Raw genomic sequence first — 16,570 nt, 5'->3', positions numbered from 1 at the left:
CGGCCCGCCTCAGACCACCTGCCGGTTAACCCCGGGGGAATTCTTGGCCATCGTCTCCTTGGGACGGGTGTTCGGATCCGGAACGGCGCCTACCATGAGGCCGTTGCGTACGTCGTTCCGGAAAGGCTCGCCATGCCGTTGCCTCGCCTCGGCACGCGGTCCGTTCGTCTCCGGACGGCGCCCGCGGTGTTCGTCGTCCTCGCCGTGGTCCTCGGGGGCACGCTGCTGGCGTACTCGCTGGGCGGGCCGCGGCACGGCCGGGCCGCCGGCGCCCCGTCGGGGCACATCGTCATCGACGTCTCGCAGAGCCACTGCGGCCGCGGCTGGACCAGTCCCGAGCCGGGGGTGCACACCTTCGACCTGCACAACTCCTCCGACGGCGCCGCCGAGGTCTACCTGGAGGACCCGGGCAGCCAGGCGGTGTACGGCGAGGTGGAGGGCATCGGTCCCGGTACGACACGGCAGTTGACGGTGCGGCTGGGCAAGGGAACGTATGCCTTCAAGTGCGTGCCCGACGACGCCGACGCCGTCACCGGGCCCACCGTGCACCTCACCAGCGGCAGCCGCGGCCCGGGCGCGGCGCCCGTCTCGGAGCACGACCTGATCCCGCCCGCGCTCGCCTACCAGAAGTGGGTCGGCGGCGGTCTCGACGACGTCGTCCGGCTGACGGCGGCGCTCAAGGACGCGATCGACCGGGGCGACCTCGCGGCCGCCCGCTCGGCCTGGCTGCCGGCCCATCTGGTGTACGAGCGGCTGGGCGCGGCGTACGACGCCTTCGGGGACGCGGACAAAGCGATCAACGGCACCGACGCCGGTCTGGCCGGCGGGGCGCACGACAAGGACTTCGCCGGGTTCCACCGCATCGAGTACGGGCTGTGGCACGGCGAGTCGGCGGCCGGTCTGCGCGCCCCGGCCGCGGCGCTGGTGAAGGCGGTGACCGGGCTGCGGGACAGCTGGTCGCAGACGCGTATGGACCCCGCCCAGCTGGGTCTGCGCGCGCACGAGATCCTGGAGAACACCGTGCAGTTCGAGCTGACCGGCCGTACCGACCACGGCAGCGGCAGCAACCTCGCCACGGCCCGCGCCAATCTGGACGGCACCCGCGAGGTGCTGTCCCGGCTGCGCCCGCTGCTCGCCACCCGGTACGCCGATCTGCCGGGCCTGGACAAGGAGTTGGACCGCGCGCAGCGCACCCTCGACGGATTCCGGCACGGCGACGGCTGGACCTCGCTCGACGCACTGAGCCGCGCCCAGCGGGAGCAGGCCGACTCCGTGCTCGGCGACCTGGTGGAGCGGCTGGCCTCGGTGGCCACCCTGTGCGACCCGCGGAGGACCGTGTGAGCAGTTCCGAGCGTTCCGACGGCCTGGGCCGGCGCGGCTTTCTGCGCGGTGCCGCCCTGGCGGGCGCCGGCCTCGCCACGGGCGCCGCCGCCCCCGCCGCCGACACCACCAGCACGGATTCCGTCGCCCCCTTCCACGGCGTCCACCAGGCCTCGGCGATCGCGGCCCCGCGCCGCACGAGTGTGTTCGCCTCGCTCGACGTGACCGCCGAGAGCCGTGCGGACCTGACCGAGCTGCTGCGCACGCTCACCGACCGGGCCCGCTTCCTCACCTCCGGAGGGACGCCGTCCCCGGTCGGCATCACCGCCCCGCCCAGCGACTCGGGCGTCCTCGGCGACCAGCTGCCCTCCGGTCAGCTCGCCGTCACCGTGGGCGTCGGAGCCTCGCTGTTCGACGACCGGTTCGGGCTGGCCGCTCAGCGGCCCCGGCGGCTGACCACCATGCCCGAGTTCCCGGACGACGATCTCCGGGCGGACTGGTGCCACGGCGACCTCAGCCTCCAGCTGCACGCCGACGAGCCGGACACCACCCTGCACGCGCTGCGTGACATCGCCCGGCACACCCGGGGCGCCCTTCAGGTCCGCTGGCGGCTGGACGGCTTCTCCAGCCCGCCCCGGCCCTCCGGCACCCCGCGCAATCTCCTGGGCTTCAAGGACGGCACCGCCAACCCGGACACCGCCAGCGCGCGCGAGATGGACGGTCTGGTGTGGGTGGGCAAGGGCATGGGCGAGCCGGACTGGGCGGTCGGCGGCAGCTATCAAGTCGTGCGACTGATACGGATGCTGGTGGAGTTCTGGGACCGGGTCTCGCTCAGCGAGCAGGAGCGGATGTTCGGCCGCGCCCGCTCCTCCGGTGCGCCGCTGGACGGCGAACACGAGCACGACACCCCGAAGTACGCCGACGACCCCAAGGGCGACATCATCCCGCTGGACGCGCACATGCGGCTCGCCAACCCGCGTACGTCCGCGACCGCCGACCAGCGCCTGCTGCGCCGCGCGTACAACTACGACCGGGGCATGGACGCCAACGGCAACCTGGACATGGGCCTGTTGTTCTGCTGCTACCAGCAGGACCTGAAGCGGCAGTTCGAGACGGTGCAGCACCGGCTGGCGGGCGAGCCGCTGACGGACTACATCAGCCCGTTCGGCGGCGGCTACTTCTTCGCGCTGCCCGGTGTCCGGGACGCCTCGGACTGGTACGGGCGCGCCCTGTTCGGCTGAACCTGTCCGGACAACTCTTCAGCCTGCCGGGTCAACACACAGTCAAGTTTTACCCTGAGATCCCTGACTTGGTGTTCACCTACACGCCATCATGGCTCAGCCGACGCGCTGCGCAGCAGGTGCAGCATGCGTGCTCGTACGACGCACAGACGTTCTGTCCGGAGGGGTAGACCACCATGGCAAGCAGAGGAAGACGAGCCGCGATGCGGAGCCTGGGCGCACTGGCGGGGGCTGCCGCGCTCACCGTGCTCGGCAGCAACGCGCCCGGCTGGGCGGCCGCGCCCGCCGCCGCGCACGGCGGGCACTCCTCGACCGCGACGCCGATCAAGCACGTCGTCGTGCTGTTCGACGAGAACATCTCCTTCGACCACTACTTCGCCACGTACCCGAAGGCCGCCAACACGGACGGCACGAAGTTCACCGCGTCGAAGAACACCCCGAAGGACATCGACACCCTCGCGCACGCCGGGCTGCTGACGAAGAACCCGAACCAGTACGCGCCGAAGCGGCTGTCCTCCTCGCAGGCGATGACCTGCGACCAGAACCACTCCTACGGTGCGGAGCAGTACGCCTACAACGGCGGCAAGGCCGACCAGTTCGTGCAGAACACCGAGGTCGACAAGTGCAGCGGCGGCCTGTTCGGCGAGCCGGGCCTGGCGATGGACTACTACGACGGCAACACGGTCACCGGGCTGTGGAACTACGCCCAGAACTACTCCCTGAGCGACCGCGCCTACAGCTCGAACTACGGCCCGTCCACGCCCGGCGCCCTGAACCTGATCTCCGGCAACACGCACGGCGCCATCTCGATGGACCCGGCCACCGGCAAGCAGACCCCGAAGCCGGACTCTTACGCGATCGCGTCGCCCGACGCCAAGGGCGTCGGCACGGTCATAAACGACCCGGATCCGGCCTTCGACGACTGCTCCGGCAAGGACCACACCAGCACCAACGCGCTGGCGGCGCTGCAGGGCAAGAACATCGGTGACCTGCTCAACGCCAAGAAGGTCTCCTGGGGCTGGTTCCAGGGCGGCTTCCGTCCGTCGACCGCGTGGAACGGCACGTCCGGCTCGTACGCCAAGTGCGACACCGCGCACACCAACGTGGGCGGCGCGTCCGTGGTGGACTACAGCCCGCACCACAACCCGTTCTCGTACTACAAGTCGACGGCGAACCCGCACCACCTGGCGCCGAAGTCCGTCTCGGAGATCGGCCACGGCGGCCAGGCCAACCACAACTACGACCTGACCGACTTCTCCGCCGCGCTCAAGGCGGGCAAGCTGCCGGCCGTCAGCTTCCTCAAGGCCGGTGCGTACCAGGACGGCCACGCGGGCTACTCCGACCCGACCGACGAGCAGCACTTCCTGATCAACCAGATCAACGCGATCCAGAGCTCGCCGCAGTGGAAGTCCACCGCGGTCGTGGTCGCCTACGACGACTCCGACGGCTGGTACGACCACGCCTACGTCGTCCCGAAGAACGGCTCCACGGACTCCACGGTCGCCTCCAACGGCAAGGCCACCGACAGCCCGGCCTGCCAGAAGGGCCCGAAGGCGTCCGGTGGTTACACGGACCGCTGTGGCCCGGGCACCCGCCAGCCGCTGCTGGTCGTCTCGCCGTACAGCAAGGTGAACAAGGTCGACCACACCCTGACCAACCAGGCGTCGATCACCCGGTTCATCGAGGACAACTGGCGTACCGGTCAGGTCGGTGACCACTCCTTCGACGCGACGGCCGGCTCGCTGTCGGGCATGTTCGACTTCCGGCACCCGAACAACAAGCAGGTGCTGCTGAACTCCGACGGCTCCGTCAAGCACGTCGGCCCGATCCAGCACGTTTCCCCGGTGTCCACCAGCATCACCCCGGGTCCGGCGATGCAGGACACGGCCGCGGCGACAGACGCCTCCGGCTTCCCGGCCCTGCCGGTCGGGCTCGGCGTGGGCGCCCTGGTGGCCGCGGGTGCGACCGGCACGTACCTGACGATGCGTCGCAGGCAGCGCGCCTGACCTTCCCCGCATGAAGCGCGCCCCCGGTCGGTGACCGGGGGCGCGTTCGTGTGCGGGCCGCGCTCAGCCGAGTCCGAGGCCCCGGCGGCCGGTGGTGCCCAGCCGGCCGGCGGTGAAACGCCCGGACCTGGAACGCTCGTAGTGCTCCTCGGGGAAGTCGCTCGGGCTGGACCCGGTGAGGAAGGCCTCGCGTACGGAGGCCGCGTACCGCTCGTTGCGCGGGCACCAGGGCGCGGCGGGGATGTACATGACGTTGCCCCAGCCTTGCTGGCCGGCCACCGGTGCCACGCTGTGGATCATGTCGCAGTGCCACCAGACGGAGTCGCCGGCCCGCACGTCCGGGATGCCGCTGAGCGCCTCCAGCAGCAGCGGGTGCCACTTCTCGCTCACGGGGAAGACCTGGTTGACGGTGACCCCGCACATGTCGTCGTCGGCGACGTCCGGCAGCAGCGGGCGCAGCATCGGACAGGCCATCGCCTCGGGGATCGGCACGGTGTGCAGCACACGCTGGTCGTGGTCCATGTCGGACAGCGCGGTCCAGCCCTGGACGGTGCGGAACGCCGAGCACATGGTGGAGCCCGGGTACTGCGGGCCGGCCGTGCGGTGCGCGGCGTCCCAGGCCGCCGGAGTCGGTGCCCGGCGGGCGGCGGCGGATGCGGTCGGGGTAGAGCGCGTCCCGGTCGGGGTCGAACCAGCGCCGGTCCGCATCGCGCCCGGATGCGTACCCGCGCCCGAACTGACAGGGGCACGCACGCGTGCCGTGGACGAACTGCGCACCCTGATCGTCCGGTCCGCGCACCCCCACGCATGACCGCTCGGCGGCACCGCCCGGGAAATCGGGTGGTCGTTTGCCGGCGGCGATGATGTGATGGCGCGATGTACCGTGCGTGTCCGATCGTCGTGGACCGGAGCACCTACCAGTACGCGCAGACTCCATGGGAGCGGGAGTCGTGGCGGGACGCGGCCCTGGACTGGGTGGCGGACCGGCTCGCCGCACGCGGCCTGCGGATGGGCGGTGACCTGGCTGTGCGGTTGCGTCCGTGGTCCGTGCTGGTGAGGGTGCCCGTCGAGGGGCGGGACGCCGTCTGGTTCAAGGCGAATCCGCCGGCCAGCGCCTTCGAGGGCTCCCTGACCGCCGCGCTGGCCCGCTGGGTGCCGGGGCATGTGCTGGAGCCGCTGGCCGTCGACGCCGAGCGGGCATGGGTCCTGCTGCCCGACGGAGGAGAGCTGTTCCGCTCCGTGCTCTCCCGCGCGCCGGTCGAGCCGCGGGCCTGGGAGGACCTGCTGCGCCAGTACGCGAGCATGCAGCGGGCCGTGAGTCCGCACGCGCGCGAGATCGAGCAGCTCGGGGTGCCCTCCGCGCGGACCCTGGACCTGCCCGCGGCATTCGGCAGGCTGCTCACCGGGAACACCGCGCTGCGCGCGGAGGCCCGGGCCCGGCTGGAACGGCTGCGGCCCCGCCTTGAGGACTGGTCCGCCGAACTCGCGTCCGCCGGCATCGAGGACTCCCTGGACCACGCGGACCTGCACGACGGCCAGCTGTTCCATCCGGCACCGGGCCGGTTCACCTTCTTCGACTGGGGCGACGCGGCCGTCTCGCACCCGTTCTGCAGCCTGCGGATCCCGGTCGAAAAGGCCCGGGCACGGTACGGACCGCAGGTCGTGCCCCGCCTGCTCGACGCCTATCTGGAGCCCTGGACGGCTCCCGGCCGCACTGCGGCAGACCTACGGTGCGCCGCACACCTCGCCTGGCGCCTGAGCGCCCTCGGCCGCGCGGCGTCCTGGGGCCGCACGTTCCCCGACCCGTCGGGGCCGGCCTCGGGCGACGAGCACAGCTCCGAGTCCCTTCTGGGACTCCTCAACGAACCGCCGTTCTGAAGGAGTTGGCGGCGAGTCGTCGCGCCTGGAGCCCAGCGCACCGCGACCGGTGCAGTACCGATCGGAGCACCGAGCCGCCCCCGCGCCCCGCGCCCCGCGCCCCGCCGTTCGCGCTCGCCCGAACCCCGCCACCGGGCGGACACTGGGCCCCATGACCCCACTGGGCCCTGTCACCCGCACTCGCGCGCCCGCCGCTCCCCCGCCCGGCCGCCGGGTCGTGCTGGCCGCCCTCGCCGGAGTCGCCCTCGGCGCGGCCGGGTGCTCCGGTCGTACGGCACCGGCCGGGCACCCACGCCAAGGGGCACCGACCCAGGGGTCCCCGAGCCACAGCGGTTCGCCGTCGCCCTCCCCCGGCCTGCCGCACACCACTCCCTGGCGGCCGACGTCCGCCGAAGTCCAGCCGGCGGCGAAGCTGCGCGCCGTGCAGCTGGTCGAGGCGATCGGCACATGGGCGGCCGGGCACAGTGGTGCGGAGGCGGCGCGGGCGAGGGTCGCGGCGCTCGGGCTGCCGACGGGCCTCGTGGGCCAGGCCGGACCGCTGCTGCCGATGACCGACGCGGCGGCTCTGCAGGTCGTGGACGCGCAGTACGGCGGGATTCTGTCCCGGTCGGCCAGCGTTCTGGTGGTGTGCCGGCAGTGGACCCGGCGCGGCGGCAAGGTGAGCGCGGGCGGGACGACGGTCGACGTGCGCCTGTCACGGGCGGGGGCGGACTGGACGGTCGACGCGTTGCATCCGGCGGAACCCGGCCCGGCCGCCCGGTCGTTGGCGTCGGGTGTCCGGACCGTGCTGTCCGACGACCGTATCGTGCTGCCGCCGGCCGCCGTGGCGGACCTGCGCAGCGGCCAGGTGCACACCAGCGTGGCCGGGGCGATGCTCGCTCTGGCACGGACGTACCGGCTGGAGGTGAGCGTCGTCCGCTCCGGACATCCGCTGGACGTGTTCGGCACCAGCCGGCCCAGCGACCATCCGCGTGGCCGGGCCTTCGACGTGTGGCGGATCGACGGCCACGCGGTCGTCGACCCGGCGACGTCACGTGGCCTGATCGAGCGGTTCATGCGGGACGCGGCGGACGCCGGGTCGTACAACGTGGGCGGTCCCGTACTGCTGTCGGGCGGCGGTCCCGGGCAGTTCTTCAGCGACGCCACCCATCACGACCACGTGCACATCGGCTTCCGCACCTGACGGCATCCGACAGCATCTGGCCACGTCACCCGTTCGGCCGTACCGCCGATGACCCGGTCAGGCGCGCCGACGCCGCCCTCTCACCGGCCTTCGCCCGGCTCCGCGGGTTGCGCCTGTCGCGTGGGCGTCGTGACGCTGGAGCCGACACACCCCGGGAGGTGAAGTGGCTCCGGCACACGACACCACGCCGTCGGACGGCCTCGGCCGCCGGCACTTCCTCACCCTGTGCGCAGGCGTCGGCCTCGGCACGGCGGCCGCGTGCACGGCGGCACCTCCGCATCCGCACTCCACCACGGCCCGTGACGGGCGGCTGCGGCCCGAGGCGGAGCAGGACGCGCCGGGCACCGCGGACTGGCGTCTCGCCTCCACCGGCTCGCCGGACGCGGTGGCCGGCTACACGGACCGGGTGAGCGTGACTCCGGGCGAGGAGTTCGGGCTGCATGTGTCCACCACCGCAGCGGCGTTCCGGGTGTCCGCGTTCCGGATCGGCTGGTACGGCGGGCGTCAGGCCCGCCGGATCTGGGCGTCCGGCCGCATACCCGGCCACGCCCGGCCGGCTCCGCGGCTGTTGCCCGCCACCCGCACCGTGCGCGCCGACTGGCCGGTGACACTGCCGGTGGACACCGCCGGCTGGCCCGAGGGCGCCTATCTGCTGCGGCTGGAGGCGGACAGCGGTCACCAGCGCTACGTTCCGCTGATCGTCCGCTCCACGACGGGCGCGGGCCGTACGGTCCTGCTGCACGCCCCGGCCACCTGGCAGGCGTACAACCGCTGGGGCGGCAGCAGCCTCTACAACGGCGCGTCCGGCGCCTACGCCACCCGCTCCCTCGCGGTCAGCTTCGACCGCCCCTACGACGGCACGGGCGCCGAGAAGTTCCTGGTGTACGAGCGGGCGCTGGTGGTGCTGGCCGAGCGCCTCGGCATACCGCTCGCCTACACCACCGGCGTCGACGTCCACCGCGATCCCGGGGTGCTGCGCGACGCGCACGCCGTCGTCTGTCTGGGCCACGACGAGTACTGGACGCCGGAGCAGCGCGCCCATGTGACGGCCGCCCGGGACGCCGGGGCGAACATCGCCTTCCTCGGCGCGAACACGTGCTTCCGCCGGGTCCGGCTCGAAGCCGGAGAGGCCGCGGACGACCGTACGGTGGTCTGCTACAAGAGCTCCTACCGCGCCGACCCCTGCTACGACTCCCACCCCGCACTGGTCACCACCGATTACCGTCTGGCGCCCGCGCCGGATCCGGAATCATCGCTGACCGGCGTGCTCTACGAGGGCTATCCGGTCGATGCCCCCTATGTCGTCCGGGCCGCCGATCACTGGCTGTACGACGGCACCGGCGCACGCTCCGGCGACGCCTTCGCCCATCTCGTCGGCGTCGAATACGACCGGATCACCCCCGGCGCCCCCGCCCCGGGACCGCTGGAGATCATCGCGCACTCCCCGCTGGTCTGCGGCGGCCGGCCGAGCCACAGCGACTCGGCGTACTACACGGCTTCCGGCGGCGCGGGTGTGTTCGCGACCGGCACCATGCGCTGGGTGGAGGGCCTGGTGGCCGGGACGGACACGCTGGGGCGCGACCACGGCATGGACGCCCGCACCCGCGCCTTCGTCACCCGCACCACCGAGAACCTGCTGCGCACGTTCGCGAAGGGGCCCGCGGCCCGGCACGCCCCGTCGCCACGCGCCAATGTGACTGCGGTGTATGGGACTTGACGCGAAGTCAGCCCTGCCCGTCCGTCGTGGTGTGCTGCCCTCCCGAGCGCATATGGTCCCTGCGTGCGTTGTTGTAGATCCGCAGGAGATGCTTGGCCACGGGGCAGGCCGCGCCGTCGGCGTGGCACTGACGGCACGTCCGGACGTGCTGCTCATAGGTGAGGCGCGCGTTTTCCAACGCGTCGCCGAGAGAATACATGGACATCTGAGACATCTCCGGGCAGGGCGCGTCCTGGGACAGCGCCTAGTTGACTGACTGGTACACCCGGAGCCAAGGTGATCATGTTACTGGCGGTACTGGGAAACCCGTTTCGTCCCTCACCGCTGCGCCGTGGTGTTCGCCCCGTCCAGCGCCTCCCGGACGATGTCCGCGTGCCCGGCGTGCTGGGCCGTCTCGCGGATCAGATGCAGCAGGATGCGCCGGGCGGACCAGTACACGGTCTCGGGCGGGGACCAGGGGGTCCTCGGCAGCGGTACGGTCCGGTCCAGGCCGGGCGCGGCCGCGACGGCCGCCTCGATCGCGCGGGTCCCCGCCGCGTACTCCTCCAGCAGCCCGGCGAGCGTGTCGCCGTCCGCCATGCGGTACTGGCCGAGGTCGAGCATGCCCTCCGGCACCTCGCCGTCGCCCTTCGCCATGATCTGCGCCCACACCCGCTCGCCGCGCCCCAGGTGTTTGACGATCCCGCCCAGCGTCAGCTCGCTCACCGTGGTCCGGCGGGCGGCCTCGGCGTCGGTCAGGCCGCGCACGGTGATGAGCAGCAACTCCCGCTGTTCGGCGAGGGCTTGGAGCAGCTCGGCGGACTCGCCGGACGGCAGGGACGCGTGATTCTCCGGTGAAGTGACCATGGCTCCACCGTAGATTCGATGTAGGTCAGAAAGTGTCCGCTTAACCGAGAAGCGCCCGAGCGTGGTTCATGAAGGCGCGAGGCGCGGGGTGGCCGTGCGGTCCGTCAGCTCCCACATCCTCTCGGGTGCGGCCAGGTCGAGGGCGCCTTCGTACTGTTCCAGGACCCGGGGTGCGCGGACCGGCGAGGTCATGAGCAGCGGGATCGTCCGGGGGTGCGCGGCGAACGCGGCGCCGCGACAGTAGCGGGCCCAGGCCTCAAGGGCCGTGCCCCACGGGCCAGTTCGAGAGTGCCCGGGTCGATCGCCGCGGCGACACGCTCGCACAGCTGTTCCACCATGCCGTCGCGGGCGTCCACATGGTGGTACACGGAACGGTCTGCACACCGAGCCGCCGGGCGATCCGCGGGACGCTGAAGTCGCCGGTCTCGTCGACCAGATGGAGCACGGTCGTGGTGATGCGCTCGCGGTCGAGGAGCGGTGCCCTGGCCGGCTCCGCCGCGCTGGCGGCGGCCGGGGTGACCGGGCCGCGCGCCTTCGCCCAGCACGCGGAGGCGGTGTGCGACGCCTCAGAGCGGCCCACCGGTCATCCGGTCGAGCACGCGCGATGAACCTGCTGGCGGGCGTCGTACCCCGGCCGTCGTACGCCCGACGGCGCGACCGGCTGGCGGAGTTGCTGTCCGCCATGGCCACGACGGGCCTCACCGGGGCCCATGTGATGGACGGCGGCGACCTCGATCTGGTGGCGGCGGTGGCGCAGGAGACGGTGCCGCCGGTACGGCTGCGGTTCGAGCCCTGGCGCATGCCGGGCGCCGACCAGGAGGCGCTGCGGGAGCTGGTGCGGCTGCAGGGCAGGGGCAGGCGGCACCGGAAGGTCGGCGGGGTCAGGTTCTTCATGGACGGCACCGTCGAGGGCGGTACGGCCTGGCTGGATCACCCCGACTGCCACGGTCAGGGCACCACCGCGTTCCGGCCGGACCCGCACGCCTACGCCAAGGCCGTCCGTGCCCTGCACGCGGCCGGCGTCCGCACCGCCACGCATGCCATCGGGGACGCGGCCGTACGGCACGTCCTGGACACCGTCACCTCGCTCGGGCCGAACGGGCACGGCGCCCACCGGATCGAGCGCATCGAGACCGCCCCGGACGAACTCCTGCCGCGGTTCGCGGAGTTGGAGGTCGCGGCCTCGGCGCAGCCACCGCACACCGGGTACACCCGCGACGACGGACCGACGAGTGGTCCCGCCGACTGGGCGGCGACCGGGCCGCCGGCGCCTGGCGGATGCGCGATCTGCGGGAGGCGGGCGCCGCGCTCGTCCTCGGCTCGGAATGGCCCATCGCGCACTACGACGTCCGGGCCGTACTGGCGACGGCCCGCCGGCCGAAGGGCGCCACGGCCCACCGGCCGGGCCTGACGCCGTTGCGGGCGCTGGAGGGCTGCACCAGCCACGCGGCTGCCGCCCCAGGTGAGTCCGGCATCGCCGGCCGGGTCGCACCGGGCTGCCGGGCCGACCTCACGGCGCCGGCCGTGGACCCCGTGCACGCACCCGTCGACGAACTCGCCGAGTCGCCGGTGGCGTTGACGGTGACCGGCGGGCACGTGGTGCACCGGGGTGGCTGACGGCCCGCGTCAGCGGCGGGTCAGCGGCTTCTGCCACTGTTCTTCCTGTGACCGGCAGGGAACACCGGACCGGTCACAGGGAGAGGTGCCCGGAGTGGTTGATCGGGGACCAGCGAGCTCGGCTCACGGTCGGGCCCCAACGGGGCCCACGCAGGTTCGAATCCTGCCCTCTCCGCTCTACGACTGTGGACCGGGCCCGGCCCGCGCGGCCGGGCACACTGCCTGGCGCCTGGGCGGTGGCAGCGATCTGACCAGCACGTATGCGGGAGGGTCCGCGGAGCTGATCGCCGAGCTGCGCGCGGCTGCGGAGCTGGTGGCTCTCCGCGTGGCCGAAGATGCCACGGTCGGCTGAGCTGTCCGGGGTACCCCGGGCTAAGATCGAAGATGGCATCGCGTGTCGGTCACCGGCCGGGTGAGGCATGGAGGTGCCAGGACATGACTGGGAGGATTCCTTGTCAGTCGAGTTGAACCACACCATCGTCCACGCCCTGAACAACCGGGAGTCCGCCGACTTCTTCACCGAACTGCTCGGTCTCGAGACCGCCAGGGAGTGGGGCCCGTTCGTCGCGGTCACCCTCAGCAACGGGGTCACGCTCGACTACGCCACCGCCCCCGAGGACCGGATCACACCACAGCACTACGCGTTCCTGGTCTCCGAGGAAGAGTTCGACGCCGCGTACAAGCGGATCGTCGAACGTGGCATGGAGCACTGGGCGGACCCGTACCAGAAGCAGCCCGGCACGATCAACCACAACGACGGCGGCCGCGGCGTGTACTTCCTGGACCCGGCGGGCCACGCCATGGAGTTGCTCACGGTCCCCTACGGCGGCTGGCCGTCGTGACCGGCCCACTCCTCACCTGCCGAACGCCTCCTTTCTGATCACACCGAGGAGGCGCGGGGTGCCCTCGGCGGTGCGTACGTCGAGACAGGTGCGCACATGCTCCACGCTTCCGGCCTCGCGCACGAGCGCGTGCGCGAGGTCGGCCCGTGCGGTGAACCGTCCGGGCAGCCGGTGCGGGGCCAGCCGGTAGTCGCTCACCTCGCTCGTGTCGAACAGGCCGGCGGGCCGGAGCACCGTCCAGTCGAGGCCGCTCACGCGGACGATCTCCTCCATGCGGCGCATGTCCTCGTAGACCGTGCGCCCGACGACATGCGTGAAGAAGGGCTCGACCGCCTTGCGGAAGAGGACTCCCTCACCGGGTGCCGGCACGTCGAACAGCACGGTGGAGGTCACACACACCAGGCGTCGCACACCGTGCCGGGTCATGGCCCGGGTGACATGGGTGACGCCCGTCGAGTACACCGTCACCGGGGCCCGGCCGTACGGGACGCCCAGCACGGAAATCACGGCGTCGTGACCGGCGACGACGCGTTCCACCGCCGTCGCGTCAAGGACGTCGGCCGCCTCGATCCGCAGCCCGGGCCCGCCGAGCGGGAAGGCGTCGGGGTGGCGGGTCACGGCCGTGACGGTGTGACCGGCGGCGGTCGCCTGCTCGGTGACCTGCCGTCCGGTCGGGCCGTTCGCTCCGAAGACGACGAGTCGCATGGGCTTCTCCTTCGCTGCGTGGTGCTGCTGCCGTGGACCCAGAGGGTGCGGACGGCCGCGGTTGTGACAGCGTCGGCGCAGGATGAGATCTACGGCACACAGCCGCCCCCGATGTCACACTCGGGGGCTCCGGCCCCTCTGGGTGGCGAGACGTCGTGAGGAGACGCGATGGCCGACAACCGGACGCCCATGGACACGGACAGCGCCACACAGGCGTTTCTCGACCATCGTGAGCTGCTGTTCGCGGTGGCGTACAACATGCTGGGCACCGTCACCGACACCGAGGACGTGCTGCAGGAGACCTGGCTGTCCTGGGCGGGCCGGACGCGGGCGGGGGACGCGGGGCAGGCGCCGGAGATCGACCATCCGCGGGCCTATCTGGTGCGGATCACCGTGCGGCACGCACTCGCGCGGCGGGCACGGATCGCCCGGCGGCGCGAGACATACATCGGACCGTGGCTGCCCGAACCGCTGCTCACGGACGGCCCCGCCGACCCGGCGGCCGGCGAGGACGCCTCCGCGCACGCCCTGCGCTCCGACTCCGTGTCCCTCGCCCTGCTGGTCGTCCTGGAGACCCTGACCCCGCTGGAGCGGGCGGTGTTCGTCCTGCACGAGGTGTTCGGCTACGCGCACACCGAGACCGCGGACATCGTCGGCCGCAGTCCCGCGGCCGTACGGCAGCTCGCGCACCGCGCCCGCGCCCATGTGCGTGCCCGGCGCCCCCGCTACGAGGCGCATCCCCGGGTCCGGCGACAGGCGACGGAACGATTCGTGGCCGCGGCCCTCGGCGGGGACCTCGGGGCGCTGCTGGAGATCCTGGCGCCGGAGGCCACGCTCTGGACGGACGGCGGCGGCAAGGCGCAGGCGGCACAGCGGCCGATCCACGGCCGGGACAAGGTGGCCCGGGCCCTGACCGGCTTCGCCGCGCGCTCGGCGACCGGGCTGGAGATCCGGCACCGGCACGTCAACGGCGACGCGGCCGTGTTGGTGTTCGAGGACGGCTCCCCGCACTCGGTGATGGTCATGGACCTCGCCCCGGACGGCGAACAGGTCCACGAGATCTATCTCGTCACCAACCCCGACAAGCTCTCGGCCCTGGAGCAGGGCGCACCGCACCCGAGGAGCTAGCGGCGCGCACGGGCGGGACGCCGTACGACGGGGCCGTGCGGAGCTATGGCGTCACGGCCGTGCCGCCGAAGGAGTACGCCGAGCAGCGGGAGCCGTTGGTGCCGGTCCAGAACTGGCTGGAGCTGTCGGCGTCGCCGGCGGTCTTGTCGGTCGAGCCGCTGGCGGCGAAACGGCACGAGGTGTTGCGGCGGAACACCGAAGTGCCCTTGTCGAAGGCGAAGTTGCGCTCGGTGTTGTCGATGCTCGCGTTGTTGGAGATGGTCATCGTGCCCGGGTTGCTGTTGTACGTGAACCCGTGGTGGCCGTTCTTGTACGCGATGTCGTGCCGGACGATGTGGTTGACCGCGAGGTCGTCGCCGCCGAGCTTGTAGCCGTTGCGGTCGCCGTTGACGTTCGTGGTGCCGTCGGTGAGCGTGCCGTTGCCGTACGACAGGGAGTACTCGATGGTCACCGGGCCGATGGCGCCCGTGTCGGTCTGTTGTTGCGGGAGACGTCGCAGCGGAAGACGTTCCCGGTGCCCGTGGTGAGCTTCGAGGCGAAACCGTCGGCGTTCTCGCCGGTGGAGTCCTTGTCGTCGTGCGACTCCGAGCTGACGACGAGGTTGTTCGACGGCCACTGGCTGCTCGGCGTGCTGGGGGAGATCCGGCCGAGTCGCAGCCCGGTGCCCCGGTTGTAGGCCGTCACCACCCGCTCGATGACGTTGTTGCTGCCGCCGACGTAGATGCCGTTGTCCCCGGCGTGTTCGACGGTGAGGCCGTACAGGTGCCCGAAGTCGGCGTTGAGCTGGATCCCGCGGTTGGACGAACTCTCGCTCTGGCCCGGGAAGTTCAGGACGGGCTTCTCGCCCGGGTGGGCGGAGAGGGTGGTGCGGGCGCCGGACGTGCCGTTGCTGCCGGCCGGGACGGTGATCGTGGAGGAGCAGGCGTACGTCCCGCCGCGCACGTAGATCGTCCCGCCCGGGGCGATACGGCTGATGGCCGAGGTGAGCGTGGTCGGCGCCGACTGTGTTCCCGGCCGCGCTGTCGCTGCCGCTCGGTGACACGTACAGCACGCTGGCCGCCGCGGCCTGTGCCGTGGTGCATGCGCGCGTCAATGGGCGCGTACATGATTCCTGTTCTGATGAATGACCATTAGAGGTGTTCACTCCCCCGGTGCGAGGACGCGGGCCACGATCCGGGCCGCCTCCGCCACGAGCCCGTCGTCCGCCGCCGCGTTCTGGACGACCTTGGCCGACAGCACGGTCAGCAGGACCGGTGTCCCCCGGGTCGTCCAGGCCACGCCGATGTCGTTGGTGGTCCCGTAGTCGCCGGTGCCGGTCTTGTCCGCCAGCACCCAGTCGCGCGGCAGTCCGGCGCCGAACCGCGCGGCGCTGGTGGTGTTGCCCTTCAGCCAGGTGACGAGCTGTGCCCGGTCGGCGCGGGCGAGCGCCCGGCCCAGGGTCAGCCGCTCGAAGCTGCGGCCGAGGGCCTCGGGAGTCGTGGTGTCGCGCCGGTCGCCGGGGAGCGCCGTGTTCAGCTCCGGCTCCCACCGGTCGAGCCGGCTCGTTCCGTCGCCGAGCGAGCGGAAGAAGCGGGTGAGTCCGGCGGGTCCGCCGATCTGACGCAGCAGCAGATTGCCCGCCGCGTTGTCGCTGTACTGGATCGCCGCCGCGCACAGGTCGGCCACCGTCATACCGGTGTCCACGTGCTCCTCGGTGCGCGGCGAGTGGGGCAGGATGTCGTGCGGCGGGTAGTGGATCACCGCGTCCAGCGGCGCGCGGTCACCGTGATCGCGCAGCACCGCCGCCGCGGCGAACGCCTTGAACGTCGAACACATCGCGAACCGCTCCCCCGCCCGGTGGGACACGGTCCGCCCGGTGCGGACATTGCGCCCGTACACGCCGAGCCGGGCGCCGTGCCGCCGCTCCAGATCGGCCAACTCGGCCTCGGCACCGAGCCGTTCGGTGCCCGGAGCCGCCGATGCGGCGGGCGCGGCGACCGCACCTGCGGCGACGGCCGCGGTGGTGACGGCGAGGCCCGCCCCGAGCAGGCGGCGCCGGGCCATGGGGGTGGGGTGGTGGGGGCTGGTCATGGGCACAGTCCTTCCGG

General features: G+C 72.3%; 13 protein-coding genes and 4 pseudogenes. 10 read left to right on the top strand and 7 right to left on the bottom strand.

Translation table 11 applies throughout. From position 1 onward, the window contains the following. The first annotated feature begins 132 nt into the window (after positions 1-132). From AV521_RS03245 to AV521_RS03235, 3 genes are all read left to right on the top strand, one after another. Positions 133-1,341 carry an EfeM/EfeO family lipoprotein gene (locus AV521_RS03245; protein WP_076082932.1) on the top strand — a complete coding sequence of 403 codons (1,209 nt, stop codon included), beginning with the start codon at positions 133-135 and terminating at the stop codon, positions 1,339-1,341. Next, positions 1,338-2,561 carry an iron uptake transporter deferrochelatase/peroxidase subunit gene (efeB, locus tag AV521_RS03240; protein ID WP_079249116.1) on the top strand — a complete coding sequence of 408 codons (1,224 nt, stop codon included), beginning with the start codon at positions 1,338-1,340 and terminating at the stop codon, positions 2,559-2,561. Before AV521_RS03245 ends, efeB begins: the two co-directional genes overlap by 4 nt. A 176-nt stretch (positions 2,562-2,737) precedes the next feature. Continuing rightward, positions 2,738-4,567, top strand: a complete 1,830-nt coding sequence (locus AV521_RS03235; protein ID WP_076082929.1) for a phospholipase C — start codon at positions 2,738-2,740, stop codon at positions 4,565-4,567. 63 nt (positions 4,568-4,630) lie between these two features. On the opposite strand, the gene AV521_RS03230 is transcribed toward AV521_RS03235, so the two are convergent. Continuing rightward, on the bottom strand, positions 4,631-5,275 hold the full coding sequence (locus tag AV521_RS03230; protein WP_256725403.1) for a YbiU family protein: 645 nt from the start codon (positions 5,273-5,275) through the stop codon (positions 4,631-4,633). Positions 5,276-5,443: 168 nt separating this feature from the next. Here AV521_RS03230 and AV521_RS03225 point away from each other — a divergent pair, with 168 nt between their 5' ends. The 3 genes from AV521_RS03225 to AV521_RS03215 all read left to right on the top strand — a co-directional run bounded on the left by AV521_RS03225 (position 5,444) and on the right by AV521_RS03215 (position 9,345). Beyond that, positions 5,444-6,445 (top strand): phosphotransferase, encoded by a 1,002-nt coding sequence (locus AV521_RS03225; RefSeq protein WP_076082926.1) that lies wholly within the window; start codon positions 5,444-5,446, stop codon positions 6,443-6,445. A 151-nt stretch (positions 6,446-6,596) separates the two neighbouring features. Beyond that, positions 6,597-7,628, top strand: coding sequence for a hypothetical protein (locus tag AV521_RS03220; protein WP_256725402.1), 1,032 nt, complete (start codon positions 6,597-6,599; stop codon positions 7,626-7,628). A 163-nt stretch (positions 7,629-7,791) separates the two neighbouring features. Beyond that, on the top strand, positions 7,792-9,345 hold the full coding sequence (locus AV521_RS03215) for a N,N-dimethylformamidase beta subunit family domain-containing protein (RefSeq protein ID WP_371916991.1): 1,554 nt from the start codon (positions 7,792-7,794) through the stop codon (positions 9,343-9,345). A gap of 7 nt (positions 9,346-9,352) precedes the next feature. On the opposite strand, the gene AV521_RS03210 is transcribed toward AV521_RS03215, so the two are convergent. The 3 genes and pseudogenes from AV521_RS03210 to AV521_RS46360 all read right to left on the bottom strand — a co-directional run. Further along, complete coding sequence (locus tag AV521_RS03210; protein ID WP_305965136.1) at positions 9,353-9,550, bottom strand: hypothetical protein; 198 nt, start codon at positions 9,548-9,550, stop codon at positions 9,353-9,355. Positions 9,551-9,663: 113 nt separating this feature from the next. Next, positions 9,664-10,191 carry a DinB family protein gene (locus tag AV521_RS03205; RefSeq protein WP_076082923.1) on the bottom strand — a complete coding sequence of 176 codons (528 nt, stop codon included), beginning with the start codon at positions 10,189-10,191 and terminating at the stop codon, positions 9,664-9,666. Positions 10,192-10,266: 75 nt separating this feature from the next. After that, a pseudogene (locus AV521_RS46360) lies at positions 10,267-10,648 on the bottom strand (TetR/AcrR family transcriptional regulator); the annotation flags it as partial. Between the two features lie 19 nt (positions 10,649-10,667). Between AV521_RS46360 and AV521_RS52535 the strand changes: the two are divergent. The 3 genes and pseudogenes from AV521_RS52535 to AV521_RS03190 all read left to right on the top strand — a co-directional run. Beyond that, positions 10,668-11,808 (top strand): annotated as a pseudogene (locus AV521_RS52535) (amidohydrolase family protein); the annotation flags it as partial. 79 nt (positions 11,809-11,887) lie between these two features. Next, positions 11,888-11,983, top strand: a pseudogene (locus AV521_RS49045). A gap of 277 nt (positions 11,984-12,260) precedes the next feature. Then, the gene (locus tag AV521_RS03190; protein ID WP_076082917.1) at positions 12,261-12,650 is read left to right on the top strand and encodes a VOC family protein; all 390 of its coding nucleotides are present in this window, start codon (positions 12,261-12,263) and stop codon (positions 12,648-12,650) included. A 12-nt stretch (positions 12,651-12,662) separates the two neighbouring features. On the opposite strand, the gene AV521_RS03185 is transcribed toward AV521_RS03190, so the two are convergent. Continuing rightward, positions 12,663-13,355 (bottom strand): NAD(P)-dependent oxidoreductase, encoded by a 693-nt coding sequence (locus AV521_RS03185; protein WP_076082914.1) that lies wholly within the window; start codon positions 13,353-13,355, stop codon positions 12,663-12,665. A gap of 168 nt (positions 13,356-13,523) precedes the next feature. Between AV521_RS03185 and sigJ the strand changes: the two genes are divergently transcribed. After that, complete coding sequence (gene sigJ / locus AV521_RS03180) at positions 13,524-14,483, top strand: RNA polymerase sigma factor SigJ (RefSeq protein ID WP_076082911.1); 960 nt, start codon at positions 13,524-13,526, stop codon at positions 14,481-14,483. A 43-nt stretch (positions 14,484-14,526) separates the two neighbouring features. Here the strand turns inward: sigJ and AV521_RS03175 are convergent. Together AV521_RS03175 and bla are read right to left on the bottom strand one after the other, a co-directional pair. Then, positions 14,527-15,543 (bottom strand): annotated as a pseudogene (locus AV521_RS03175) (right-handed parallel beta-helix repeat-containing protein); the annotation flags it as partial. A gap of 80 nt (positions 15,544-15,623) precedes the next feature. Continuing rightward, complete coding sequence (gene bla, locus AV521_RS03170; protein WP_371916996.1) at positions 15,624-16,526, bottom strand: class A beta-lactamase; 903 nt, start codon at positions 16,524-16,526, stop codon at positions 15,624-15,626. Positions 16,527-16,570: the final 44 nt, after the last annotated feature.

Origin of the sequence: Streptomyces sp. IMTB 2501 (genome assembly GCF_001953885.1) — a bacterium.
GTDB lineage: Bacteria > Actinomycetota > Actinomycetes > Streptomycetales > Streptomycetaceae > Streptomyces.
Note: the sequence above shows the minus strand (reverse complement) of the source record. Positions and strands in the feature narration are given on the sequence as shown.